General features: G+C 43.2%; 12 protein-coding genes. 4 read left to right on the forward strand and 8 right to left on the reverse strand.

Annotated elements, in window-relative coordinates; translation table 11 throughout:
- Positions 1-2: 2 nt before the first annotated feature.
- The 3 genes from nrdR to glnK form a co-directional block, all read right to left on the reverse strand.
- Complete coding sequence (gene nrdR, locus FTU40_RS11535) at positions 3-467, reverse strand: transcriptional regulator NrdR (protein WP_005094481.1); 465 nt, start codon at positions 465-467, stop codon at positions 3-5.
- Positions 468-607: 140 nt separating this feature from the next.
- On the reverse strand, positions 608-2,020 hold the full coding sequence (locus FTU40_RS11540; RefSeq protein WP_180040931.1) for an ammonium transporter: 1,413 nt from the start codon (positions 2,018-2,020) through the stop codon (positions 608-610).
- Positions 2,021-2,079: 59 nt separating this feature from the next.
- Positions 2,080-2,418: a P-II family nitrogen regulator gene (gene glnK / locus FTU40_RS11545; protein ID WP_005094485.1), complete on the reverse strand. Its 339-nt coding sequence runs from the start codon at positions 2,416-2,418 to the stop codon at positions 2,080-2,082.
- A gap of 277 nt (positions 2,419-2,695) precedes the next feature.
- On the opposite strand from glnK, the gene FTU40_RS11550 reads away from it, so the two are divergent.
- Together FTU40_RS11550 and FTU40_RS11555 are read left to right on the forward strand one after the other, a co-directional pair.
- Positions 2,696-2,923, forward strand: coding sequence for an accessory factor UbiK family protein (locus FTU40_RS11550; RefSeq protein WP_005094487.1), 228 nt, complete (start codon positions 2,696-2,698; stop codon positions 2,921-2,923).
- A gap of 66 nt (positions 2,924-2,989) precedes the next feature.
- Positions 2,990-4,480 (forward strand): YifB family Mg chelatase-like AAA ATPase, encoded by a 1,491-nt coding sequence (locus FTU40_RS11555; protein WP_180040933.1) that lies wholly within the window; start codon positions 2,990-2,992, stop codon positions 4,478-4,480.
- Positions 4,481-4,527: 47 nt separating this feature from the next.
- Here FTU40_RS11555 and FTU40_RS11560 read toward each other — a convergent pair whose 3' ends face one another.
- The gene (locus tag FTU40_RS11560) at positions 4,528-5,259 is read right to left on the reverse strand and encodes a TorF family putative porin (RefSeq protein WP_180040935.1); all 732 of its coding nucleotides are present in this window, start codon (positions 5,257-5,259) and stop codon (positions 4,528-4,530) included.
- Between the two features lie 611 nt (positions 5,260-5,870).
- Here FTU40_RS11560 and FTU40_RS11565 point away from each other — a divergent pair.
- The gene (locus FTU40_RS11565; protein ID WP_180040938.1) at positions 5,871-7,160 is read left to right on the forward strand and encodes an OprD family outer membrane porin; all 1,290 of its coding nucleotides are present in this window, start codon (positions 5,871-5,873) and stop codon (positions 7,158-7,160) included.
- A gap of 98 nt (positions 7,161-7,258) precedes the next feature.
- On the opposite strand, the gene ppa is transcribed toward FTU40_RS11565, so the two are convergent.
- Positions 7,259-7,795: an inorganic diphosphatase gene (gene ppa, locus FTU40_RS11570; RefSeq protein ID WP_074383675.1), complete on the reverse strand. Its 537-nt coding sequence runs from the start codon at positions 7,793-7,795 to the stop codon at positions 7,259-7,261.
- A gap of 117 nt (positions 7,796-7,912) precedes the next feature.
- Positions 7,913-8,311, reverse strand: coding sequence for an MAPEG family protein (locus tag FTU40_RS11575; protein ID WP_180040940.1), 399 nt, complete (start codon positions 8,309-8,311; stop codon positions 7,913-7,915).
- 100 nt (positions 8,312-8,411) lie between these two features.
- Here FTU40_RS11575 and FTU40_RS11580 point away from each other — a divergent pair, with 100 nt between their 5' ends.
- The gene (locus tag FTU40_RS11580; protein ID WP_005101515.1) at positions 8,412-8,792 is read left to right on the forward strand and encodes a hypothetical protein; all 381 of its coding nucleotides are present in this window, start codon (positions 8,412-8,414) and stop codon (positions 8,790-8,792) included.
- A gap of 50 nt (positions 8,793-8,842) precedes the next feature.
- Here the strand turns inward: FTU40_RS11580 and FTU40_RS11585 are convergent, their stop codons facing one another.
- Complete coding sequence (locus FTU40_RS11585; protein ID WP_100355224.1) at positions 8,843-10,519, reverse strand: AMP-binding protein; 1,677 nt, start codon at positions 10,517-10,519, stop codon at positions 8,843-8,845.
- A 151-nt stretch (positions 10,520-10,670) separates the two neighbouring features.
- A complete protein-coding gene (gene parC / locus FTU40_RS11590) occupies positions 10,671-12,890 on the reverse strand; it encodes a DNA topoisomerase IV subunit A (protein WP_180040942.1) in 2,220 nt (739 codons plus the stop codon).
- Positions 12,891-12,894: the final 4 nt, after the last annotated feature.

A 12,894-nucleotide genomic window follows, 5' to 3' on the forward strand; every position in this document is an offset into this window, starting at 1 on the left:
GCTTATTCTTGTGATTCTCGCTGTTGCATCTGTTCAATTTGATGACGAAAAGCTTCAACATCCTGGAAATCCTGATAAACCGAAGCGAAACGCACATAGGCCACGTGATCGAGTGCGAATAAAGACTGCATGACAATTTCACCGATGGTACGCGATTTCACATCACGTTCACCCAGACGGCGAATCTGTAACTGGATATCGCTCAATACCGTTTCAATCTGTTCCTGAGTTACCGGACGTTTCTGCAAGGCATGCATCAGGGAACGACGTAATTTGGCTTCATCAAAGGGTTCATTCTTGCCATCCGATTTAATCACGCGCGGCATCACCACTTCATAACTTTCAAAAGTCGTAAAACGTTCATTACAACTGACACATTCACGGCGACGACGAATCTGACAGCCTTCAGCTGCCAGGCGTGAATCAATCACTTTACTGTCGGCAGTATTGCAAAATGGGCAATGCATAGCGGTTTAATTGAACAAATCCAGATGGATTCCGAGTGTAGCAAAAATTGCAAACTTTGTAGAGTCTTACGCAACATATAGAAAAAAAACAGCCCATTTGGGCTGTTTTGCACTATATATTGATTATTGTGTGTTTATTATTATTCGACACGTTCACCATGCTGGCTCAAATCCAGACCCATGCGCTCATCATCAGATGCGACACGGATACCAATGATCAAGTCAATCACTTTCAGGATAATGAAGGTCATGATGGCAGAGTAAGCAATGGTCGCCAGTACACCTTCAACCTGAACCCAAAGCTGGCTCATCATGTTGGCTGGTGCAGCATCCCCCATAATGAATTCGCTGGCAAAAAAAGCGGTTAAAATTGCACCGACCACACCACCTACACCATGCAGGCCAAACGCATCTAAAGAATCATCGGCTTTCAAGGCACGTTTCAGCGCAGTGATTCCCCAGAAACACACCACACCACCGATCAGACCCATCGCCAATGCACCACCGACAGTCACAAAACCTGCGGCTGGTGTAATCACCACCAGACCAGCAACTGCACCCGATACGCCGCCTAATACAGATGCTTTGCCACGTGCCAGTTTTTCAGTAATCAGCCAAGAGATCGCTGCCGCTGCCGCTGCCACTTGAGTCACCACCAGCGCATAACCTGCAGAGCCGTTCGCACCCAGGGCAGAACCACCGTTGAAACCGAACCAGCCCACCCAAAGTAAAGATGCACCCACCACAGTAAGGGTCAAGTTGTGTGGCGCCATCGATTCACGGCCCAGGCCCATACGTTTGCCCAGCATATACGCTGCTACCAGACCGGCAACACCCGAGTTGATGTGAACCACTGTACCACCAGCAAAATCGAGCGCACCGTCATTACCCAACCAGCCGCCGCCCCAGACCCAGTGAGTAATCGGCGCATAGACAATCACCACCCAAAGTGCAATGAAAGCAACGAAAGCACCAAATTTCATCCGTTCTGCGATCGAACCACTAATAATTGCAACGGTAATGATGGCAAAAGTCATTTGGAAAATGACAAACAGAATTTCAGGAATGGTGCCTGAAAGCGCCTCTGTGGTAATACCGGCCAACATAAATTTGTCCAAGCTACCAATGAAGGCATTCCCTTCCCCGAAGGCCAGGGTATAACCGATAATCACCCAGACAATGCTGACGACTGCAGCGGCAATAAAGCTATGCGCCATGGTCGCCAGGACGTTTTTCTTACGGACCATACCGCCATAAAAGAGTGCTAGACCCGGAATGGTCATGAGTAAAACTAATGCGGTGGACGTTAAAACCCAGGCAGTATCACCTGTATCTAATGTTGCTTCTTCTGCAGGTACTGCTGTTTCAACTGGCGCTGCTTCAGCAATTGCTGCTGGAGTATCTGCCGTATTATTCAGTGTGGTTTCGCCTGTTTCTTCAACAAGCACAATGTCTTCTGCGGGTGGTGTTGCTGTTGCAGCATTTTCAGCCCATGCAACAGAACCACCAAAAAGTGCGCCGGCCATGCCGAACGCAAGTAGCATTTTTTTCATTCGTATCCCCCAACCAAGTTTTTGTGAGTTCTTAGGTACTCAGCAAACTTCGTGCCAAGTTAAACAGCGTCTGCACCTGTTTCACCTGTACGAATACGGATGACTTGTTCTAAGTTCGTCACGAAAATTTTTCCGTCACCAATTTTTCCAGTGCTAGCAACACGCGTAATAGATTCAATGACGGAGTCAACCATGTCATCGCTAATCGCGATTTCAATTTTGACTTTCGGCAGGAAATCTACAACGTATTCAGCACCACGATAGAGTTCAGTATGGCCTTTTTGACGACCAAAGCCTTTCACTTCAGTTACAGTGATGCCTTGAACACCAATTTCAGACAATGCTTCACGAACATCATCCAATTTAAAAGGTTTTACGATTGCAGTTACGAGCTTCATGTTTGTTTTCCTTCGGCTTATTTCACCAGTAAGGTTTTACGTTCAAATTTCATGCCAAGATTCCTAAGGTCGGGGGAAATTAGAAAGCCCGGCATGCGGTTTATTTATACCTTATTTTATACTTATAAAGGTTTTGAATCTTTAAAAAACCGACATTTTTTATGTGGATTTTTACAATATCTCTTATCGATTAAGCCTATATTTTGTCTGAAATACTAGGGTCTGTATTCGAGCAATGCTAAACTGTCGCTTCCTTTCGATGGCGATGGATCAGACAATGATTGAAACCCTATTACAAGCAATTTTGCAGCAAGTTGAACAACCTAAGAAAGATCTGGAACAGAATATTCGTGCTCTATTAAATGAAGCTGTGACAAAAATGGATCTGGTGTCCAAAGAAGAAATTGAACGTCAACGTACTGCCCTCGATAATGCCAATCATCGCCTCAATGATTTGCTGAAACAGGTTGAAGCCTTAGAAGATAAAATTTCGAATAAAAAATAAGCACAAGTACAGTGCACAAAAGACCTAAGACCGATAAAAATAATGCACTAAATTGGAACAATAATAATGTCTTTTGCCAAAATTTATACACGAGGCTTGCTTGGCCTGCACGCGCCTTTAATTGAAGTCGAAGTTCATGTCAGTTCCGGCATGCCTTCACTCACGATTGTGGGGCTTCCTGAAGCCGCAGTCCGGGAAAGTAAAGACCGGGTGCGTTCTGCCATTTTAAATAGTGGCTTTCAGTTTCCGACCAAACGCCTGACCATTAATCTGGCTCCAGCAGATCTACCGAAAGATGGTTCGCGTCTGGATTTACCGATTGCTTTAGGTATTTTGGTCGCCTCCGGACAGCTTCCGGAAAACTGCACCGATGATCTTGAGTTTATTGGAGAATTGGCTCTCGATGGTCAACTTCGCCCAGTCACAGGGATCCTGAGCATTGCGATTGCCTGTCAACATGATCAGCATCAACTGATGCTGCCGGGTCCGAATGCACAAGAAGCCTGCCAACTCCCGGACTTTAAGGTCTTTGCTGCCAATCATCTAAAAGAGGTGTGTGAGCATCTTGCTCAGACGCAGTGCTTAGCAGAAATACAAACCATCCCAGTCGATACCAACCATTTTTATAAATGTGATCTTGCCGATGTCAAAGGCCAATTGCGGCCACGGCGTGCACTGGAAATTGCAGCAGCGGGTGGCCATTCCCTGCTGTTTCGAGGACCACCGGGGACAGGAAAAACCTTACTCGCATCTCGATTAGCCAGTATTTTACCGCCTTTAAAAACCCAGGAAAATCTGGAAGTTGCCAGTATTTATTCAGTCGCCAATGCCAATCATCCTTTTGGCCAGCGGCCGTTTCGAGCCCCGCATCATACCGCTTCTGCGGTTGCATTGGTCGGTGGCGGCTCACACCCCAAACCGGGTGAAATTACGCTGGCGCATTTGGGCGTGTTATTTCTGGATGAATTGCCTGAATTTGATCGAAAGGTACTGGAAGTTTTGCGCCAGCCTCTGGAAGCCAAAGAAATTGTGATTTCACGTGCATCACGTCAGATCACTTTTCCAGCCAATTTTCAACTGGTGGCTGCCATGAATCCTTGCCCATGCGGTTATGCCTTTAATCAGGATATTCGCTGCCAATGTTCGCCTGACAGTATCAAGCGCTATCAGAACCGGATTTCAGGGCCGCTGCTGGATCGGATTGATTTACATATTGATGTACCGCCCTTACAGGCGCATGAGTTACAGGATAATCGGCCGACAGAGGACTCTGAAACGGTCAGACAACGCGTGATAGCAGCTTATGAGATTCAGATGCAACGGCAAAATAGCTTGAATATGAGTTTGAGTCCAAAACAGTTAGAACATTATGCTAGCTTGGATCAGACTGCCCAGAATATGCTTGAACTGGCTCAACAAAAACTGAATTTATCCGCACGTGGCTATCATCGGGTATTACAGGTGGCACGTACCATTGCTGATTTAAATCAAAGCACAGAAATCCAGAGTCAGCATCTGTCTGAAGCTTTGTCTTATCGGGGACAGCAACAGATCTAAATCAACAGATAAAAAGCGACCTGAGGTCGCTTTTTATCTATAGGAAATTAGAAGCTGTAAGCCAACCCGAAGACCACTTTATTATTTTGTTTTACATCATTACGATCATAACCACCCAGAATATAATTCATGCTTGCCGTTACGCCTGTATCGGCAAGCGGCTTGCTTAAACCGATATCAAAATGACGGAAGCCAAAGCTTTCAGTTGAGTCAGGAATATAATCACCACTTTCTTTATAAATATACAAACCCAGTGCGGTATCCAGGCTAAAATCATGAGGTAAGGCATAGCTATAGCTGCCTTTGATGTAGGTATCGCCAGTATTGCCCCAAGCGGTATCTTCCAAAAGTGTTTGAGCGCTTATACCGAAATCTTTGTAGCTCAGACCTAACATGGTTTCAAAGCCATTCGAGTCTGTATTTCCGACATCATAGTAATAATAGTAAGTTAAACCGACGGTATAAGCCAAATCTTCATTAATTGAACCGTTATAACCTGCATAAAAGTTATTTTCGAATTCGCTACCATTATCGCTGCCATAATCTAGGGTTGAACCCCACCATCCTGCATAAAAACCAGAGGCATGGTTATAATCGAGTCCACCTTGTAATGTCGCGCCTTTATTTTCAGGTACATTGGTGATACCACGCAAGTTATAGCTCGAAAGTACGCTAATATTTCCAGAGAATGTATGTTCCGATGCAGGTTCAGCTGCAAAAGTGAAAGTAGATGCAGCACCCAGCACAGCAACGGATAAGGCTTTTAAAATTAGTTTCATTATATGGCTCCCCAAGACCGTCCTCAGACGTTTTTATGATCATTTATTGCACTCGGGATAAACTTTGCAAAAGCTATGCCAATCGAGAAAGAAATACAAATGAGCTAAAAATAGAAAAATACTTTCCACTTTAAGCATTTGATTTAAAATTAAAAAATAGAATATTTAAAATACCTTTACGCTGGATAATTCATTCTCAAAATGTTTTTCAATACTCTCTTATTGTTTTTTTAAACAATATATATTTATTTACATATTGCCTCTTTTTAACCCCATTTCCATATTGATTAAAATTTATGCTAAAAAACAGTGCATTATCACCACTCTTGATCTTGTTGTAGAATTTTAACTTTAAAAAAGTAAATAGACTGAACAGTTCTAGGATGAAGATGCTTAAGCTCATTATTTTGATATTTAAATATACTATTGTTTTTAATAAATTTTTTATGATAGATAAAAAAATACGCCACTCAATATTCAATCAGATTCTTATGTAATCTGTAAAAAATCTTAACTTTAGTGGAATATGCTCAATAAAAAATGACATTTTTTCAGCAATTCTTATACAATTCCTAAAAATTCCGATCAATTTGTATAAGGCTCTCTCCCCAATGCAAAATTCAAAAAAATTAATGTTGGCAGTTTTGATTCAGGCTGCTTTGGTTTCATCTGTATATGCAAATGAACAAAGTGAAGCAAAAGGCTTTGTTGAAGGCGCTGAAGGAACAGTTTTATTCCGTACTGGTTACATTAGCCGTGATTATAAAGATGCTGAACCCGGTGATGATCGGAGTTCATTTGCACAAACTGCAATTGTTAAACTGGATTCTGGTTTTACTCAAGGTACAGTAGGCTTTGGTGCCGGTATTATTGGTGATGCTTCTTTCAAACTGGGGGAAAATGCACATGCTGGTAATGGCATGATTCCAACACATGGTGGAAAAGATGCACAAGGTCGTGTAGATGCATATGATCATTGGGCTCGTGGTGGTGCATATGTCAAAGCACGCGTATCGAATACCACTGCTATTTATGGAACGCAAGTTTTAGATATTCCAGTATTGGCGAGCAATACAGCACGTTTAGTACCTGAATACTTTGAAGGTTTGCTTGTTACAAGTAACGAAATTGATAATCTGAGTTTAACTGCTGGTAAATTTACCAAGAACCAATATTCTGATCAAATTAATTCAGATGGTCGTGAATTGGATCGTGCTGTAGTTTGGGGTGCAAAATACACCTTTAATGATGACTTAAATGCATCTTATTATGGTGTTGACGTTAAAGATAAATTAGATCGTCATTATGTCAATGCCAACTATAGCTATGCTTTGGCAAATGAAAGCACTTTAACTCATAGCTTTAGTGGTTATCATACTGAATTCGAAGCTGGTAGCTCATCAAATATTGAGACTTTGACTGAAGATAAACAGAACTCTATTTGGGCGATTTCTAGTACGTATAGTAAAGATGTACATAACGTAATGCTTGCTTATCAACAAAATACTGGCAGCTTAGGCTACGATTATGGCAACAACGCTGACGGTGCACAAAGTATTTACCTACCGAACTCTTATCTTTCAGATTTTATCGGCAAAGATGAAAAATCACTTGGCCTACAATATAATTATAACTTTAAGAATCACGGTTTAGCAGGTTTAAACTGGACTTCTGCATTTGTCTATGGATGGGATATTGATGTTCTTGACAACGAGCAAGAAGGACAAGAACGTGAATTTTTTAATCAAGTGAAATATACAGTTCAATCTGGTTTTGCGAAAGACGCGAGCCTTCGCGTACGTCACTCATATTACCGTGCAAATGATAGCTACAAATCTATTTATATGAATGATACCAATGAATGGCGTATCTGGTTAGACATTCCTGTGAAATTATTCTAATTCACTCGAAGTTCAAGCCATAAAAAAAACCTGCACAATGTGCAGGTTTTTTCAATTTAAGCTTTAAAAATTTAAAATCTTAAACTAACGCAAAGCAATTATTTGTTTGCTTCTGCATATGCAGCAATTGAGTCCAGTACTTCTTGTTTCGCAACATCAGCACCTTCCCAACCGCTTAACTTAACCCATTTTCCAGGCTCTAAGTCTTTGTAGTGCTGGAAGAAATGTTCAATTTGGCTAATCAACAATGGCGGAAGATCAGTATATTCCTGAATATCTTTGTAGATTGGAGTCAATTTGTCGTGTGGAACTGCAACCAGTTTCGCATCAACACCACCATCATCTTCCATGTTCAGTTTACCAACAGGACGGCAACGGATCACAGAACCTGGCTCTACTGGGTGTGGCGTTACAACCAATACGTCAAGTGGATCACCATCAAGAGAAAGTGTATTAGGTACATAACCGTAGTTTGCTGGGTAGAACATTGCTGTACCCATGAAACGGTCTACGAATAATGCATCAGAATCTTTATCAATTTCGTATTTGATCGGTGCTGCATTTGCAGGAATTTCGATGATCACATAGATATCGTTTGGCGCATCTTTACCCGCTGGGATATTGCTGTAGCTCATAGCATCACTCTTTAACAAGTTATATCTTTTAAAAAACCGCGACAATTATAACGGTTTTTAAAGATTTTTTTGGATTTTAAAATATCGAACTGTAAATATGTCCGCTGACTTGATGACTTAAACCAACTTGATGATCAGCAGCAATAAAGCCACCGGACATAACATCGAGAGCAACCATACGATGGAACGTAAAGTTGCCCAGTTAGCCAAATAGCAGACTCCATACAACACTCGAAAAACCAGATAAGCCACACCAAAAGTCATGACCACCTCTTGCTGCACCACCATGTACTCTGCCATCAAGATCGCAGCAATAAAAAGTGGTAAACTTTCAAAGCTGTTCTGCTGGGCAGCATTGGCACGACTGGCCAAGCCCGTAGACTTTTCTAAAAATGCCCGTGGGTTCTGATTGTCTTTAGTACTGAAGCCTGCTGATTTTTTTGCAATCAATGTAAACACATAAGGCAAAAGACAAGCGGCTAAAATGAGATAAATCACCCCACTAATGCTGTGCATCTGTTTTTTCTCATGAAAATTTTATCTCTATCATAGCATGGCATTTCGTGAATAAATTTTGTTAAATAGAGTGCTTTTTATTACTTGTTAAGGATTCACTATGGTCGCACCTGATCAAAATGAAATGTTCGATGTCCTCGAGAAACAACGCCAGCATCAACGTCAAGTGGATCGCGTATTAAAAATTGTCCTGCCGATCGTGGCATTTTTGATGGCCGTGATTTGTGCCAATATGAATATCTGGTCGCCAATCTTCACCTTTGCCATTTTATGGATTGCCTTTTATTTCGTAGGTATCAAGCGTACGCCTCTCTGGCACTGGCTGGTCGCGATTCTGGTTTATTGTTTGGTCGATAACATTCTAAGTTATGGCAGCTTTAATCAAACCGGATTTACCCGCCAGTTTGGCACCATGTTTATTTTCTTGGGGGTGGTCGGTGTAGGACGTCCGTATTTTGACCGCTGGCTCATGAAAAAATAAAAAGCCTAAATCAAAAAAAGCGCCTAACGGCGCTTTTTTTCTTTGAGGTATTAGGCTGTTTTACGCAGATCTTTTCGCAGGATTTTACCTACGTTTGATTTTGGCAATTCATCCATAAACTCGACATAACGTGGACGTTTATAACCGGTCAGGTTTTCTTTAGCAAATGCTAAAACTTCTTCTGTGGTTAAAGATGGATCTTTTTTCACGACAAACAATTTTGGTACTTCACCTGATTTTTCATCTGGCACACCAATCGCGGCCACTTCCAGTACTTTTGGATGTGTTGCTACAACTTCTTCAATCTCAGATGGATACACGTTAAAACCAGACACTAGAATCATGTCTTTCTTACGGTCTACAATTTTCACATAACCACGTGAATCCATGACACCGATATCGCCGGTACGAAAGAAGCCATTGACCATGACTTTTTCAGTTTCATCTGGACGGTTCCAGTAGCCTTTCATGACCTGAGGACCACGGATTGAAATTTCACCTTGCTCACCCAGTGGAACTTCATTGCCTTCATCATCCAGAATAGCCACTTCAGTTAATGGCAATGGAATACCGATGGTGCCACTGAATTCTTCAGACGCAGGTGGGTTTGCTGTTGCCACTGGAGAAGTTTCAGATAAGCCATAGCCTTCAACGATATTGGTTCCAGTGACTTTCTTCCATGCTGCTGCAGTAGAAGGAAGTACCGCCATACCGCCGCCCATCGCCATTTTCAATTTGCTATGATCAAGCTGTTTGAACTCTTCATTGTTCACCAGCGCATTGAATAGTGTATTCACTGCCGGGAAGAAAGTCGGCTGGTATTTACGTAGTTCCTTCATCACCGCAGGAAGATCACGCGGATTCGGAATCAGGACGTTGGCCTGACCTTTATACATGCCATAAAGTGCGCACACCATGAATGCAAAGATATGATAAAGCGGCAAGGCACAGAAAATACGGTCATCTGGCTGGCCATCTTGTGCACCAAACTTACTCTGGAAGATCCCGTCACACTGCAACATGTTCGCAACCAGGTTACGATGTGTCAGTTCAGCCCCTTTCGATACGCCGGTAGTACCACCAGTATATTGTAGAACCGCGGTATCGCTCAGGCTCAACTCAGGACGTTTGTAATTGCTCGGGCTAATTTTATTTAATGCCGTATTGAATTTCACGTGGCCTGGAATGTCCCAAGCTGGAATCTGCTTACGCACAGAACGCAAGACAAAGTTCACCAGAGTTCCTTTCAAAGCACCCAGCATATCGCCTACAGAAGCAATAACCACATGTTTTACCGGGGTTTTACCCAGAATCGCCTGGTAAACAGATGCAAAGTTCTCAATAATCACCAGTACTTCAGCGCCTGAGTCATTTAATTGATGCTCAAGTTCACGCGAAGTATAAAGTGGATTCACGTTGACCAGTACCAAACCTGCGCGGAAAACCCCAAGTGCCACGACCGGATACTGAAGAACGTTTGGCATCATCACCGCCACACGTGAACCTTTTGCCAACCCCAAGCTTTGTAAATACGTTGCAAACTTACGGCTCGCCTCTTCCAGATCATTGAAAGTCATGGCCTTATCCATAAAGATAAAGGCATCACGCGAACCAAATTTTTGGAAATTACGTTCAAAAACATCGACTAGAGAAGTATTCTCTGCCGGTAATTCTACTGTTTCCGGAATCCCTGTCTTTTGGTATTCAGCCAACCAAATTTTTTCCATAATGCCCATCTCTCCAATCATAATCCTTAGTGTTTTCAACTGTTTTTTTCAATATCACACGCCATTTTTAGACTTGTATATGTGCAATATTGCATCCATCTTGTTGAATCGTTGTTCATATATAACGTATTTTACAGGATGGATGCTAGTCTTATCTTTGAATCAACAGTTTATTTGCTTTTTGATATCCGCGTGGTAAAAGCTGTCCTTTTGCACCGCGCTTGCCGATATATTTCTGCAAATCATCCCCTTTTAATTTTAACTGCTGTTGTCCTGCAAGCACTTGAATTATTTCATCAAGCTTGAATATTGTCATGGACAAAATTTGATCACCACCTTCAAGTTGTATCAATTTATTTCCTTTACCTTTGTTCAATACAGGCAATTCTGCTAAATCGACAATCAACAGGCGTCCTGCTGAACTGAGCAGTGCAACATGCGTGGCATCTTCGAGTGGCTGCAGGCTCATGACTTGCGCCCCATCGGATAAGTTCAGGAAGGCCTTCCCTGCTTTGGCATTGGTATCCAGCTGTTTGGCCTGCGTTTTAAAACCATAGCCCTTGTTACTCAGCGCCAGGACTTCCGTCTCATCCTCTGCAACAAAGACCTGTTTAAAACTGATGCCGCTGGCAGGTGATAATTTTGAACTTAAAGGTTCACCCAGACCACGCGCCGATGGCAGGTTATTGATTGGCAAGGCATAACTACGTCCCGATTCATCCAATACATAGACACGCTGATTGGATTTGCCCTGTGCGTGGCTGAGATATTGATCACCGGCACGGAAATTCAGATTTTCAGCGTCGACATCATGGCCTTTGGCACAGCGAATCCAGCCGGCTTCTGACAAAATCACGGTCACAGGATCGGCTGGCAGCATCTCATTTTCATTAATCGCAGCAGCTTCGGCACGTTGCACCAGTGGCGAACGGCGATCATCGCCAAATTTCTTGGCATCATCTTTCAGTTCATTGATGATCAGCGCTTTTAAAGATTCCGGATTGGCCAGCTGTTCACGAATCACCGCAGCCTTCGCTTCCAGTTCTTCCTGCTCACGGCGCATTTCCATTTCTTCAAGCTTGGCCAAATGACGCAATTTCAGCTCCAGAATGGCTTCGGCCTGAATCTCATCAATGCCAAAGCGTTCCATTAACACGGGCTTGGGCTGATCTTGTTCACGAATAATCTGAATCACTTCATCGATACTCAAGTAGGCAATGATCAGCCCCCCCAGAATATGCAGGCGTTTTTCGATTTTGTTCAGATGATATTGCAGACGACGGGTCACCGTGGTTTTACGGATCTCGATCCATTCCAGTAAAATGCGACGAATCGATTTCACCTGTGGACGGCCATCAGCACCAATCATATTCATGTTGACACGGTAGCTCGATTCCAGATCAGTGGTGGCAAATAAATGACTCATCACCGCTTCGGCATCAATCCGGTTAGAACGCAATACAATCACTAAACGGGTTGGATTGGCATGATCCGATTCATCCCGTACATCGCTGACCAAAGGCAGTTTCTTGGCCTGCATCTGGTCGGCAATCTGGGTGATGATTTTGGAGCCTGAGACCTGATATGGCAGTTCGGTAATCACAATCTCATTTTTATCGACGGTATAGACCGCGCGCATACGATAACTACCACGACCTGTGACCTGAATTTTTAACAGTTCAGCCGGTGGGGTAATAATTTCTGCTTTGGTCGGCAAGTCCGGCGCAGGAATATATTCTGAGATTTTTTCATCGGTCAGATTCGGGTTACGAATCAGGGCAATGGTGCCTTTAATCACTTCACGCAGGTTATGCGGCGGAATGTCGGTGGCCATACCGACGGCGATTCCCGTTGTACCATTTAAGAGAATATTCGGTACACGTGCCGGCAAGTTCACCGGCTCTTTCATCGAACCGTCAAAGTTGTCCTGCCAGTCACAGGTACCCTGACCCAGTTCAGACAGTAACAGTTCACTGTACTGAGACAGTTTGGCTTCGGTATAACGCATTGCGGCAAAAGACTTCGGATCATCGGGTGAGCCCCAGTTGCCCTGTCCTTCAATAAACGGATAACGATAGCTAAACGGCTGTGCCATCAGCACCATGGCTTCATAACAGGCCGAGTCACCATGCGGATGATATTTACCCAGTACGTCACCGACGGTACGTGCAGATTTCTTTGGTTTGCTGGTCCATTTCAGGCCCAGCTCACTCATGGCATAGACAATACGGCGCTGTACCGGTTTCAGGCCATCACTGATGTGCGGTAATGCCCGATCCATAATCACGTACATGGCGTAATTCAGATAAGCTTGTTCGGTAAATTCTGCTACGGAGCGGTTTTCTGTCGCATGATGCGCAAGGCTTGTCATAACA

This window comes from Acinetobacter sp. YH12100, from assembly GCF_013419135.1.
GTDB lineage: Bacteria > Pseudomonadota > Gammaproteobacteria > Pseudomonadales > Moraxellaceae > Acinetobacter > Acinetobacter pseudolwoffii.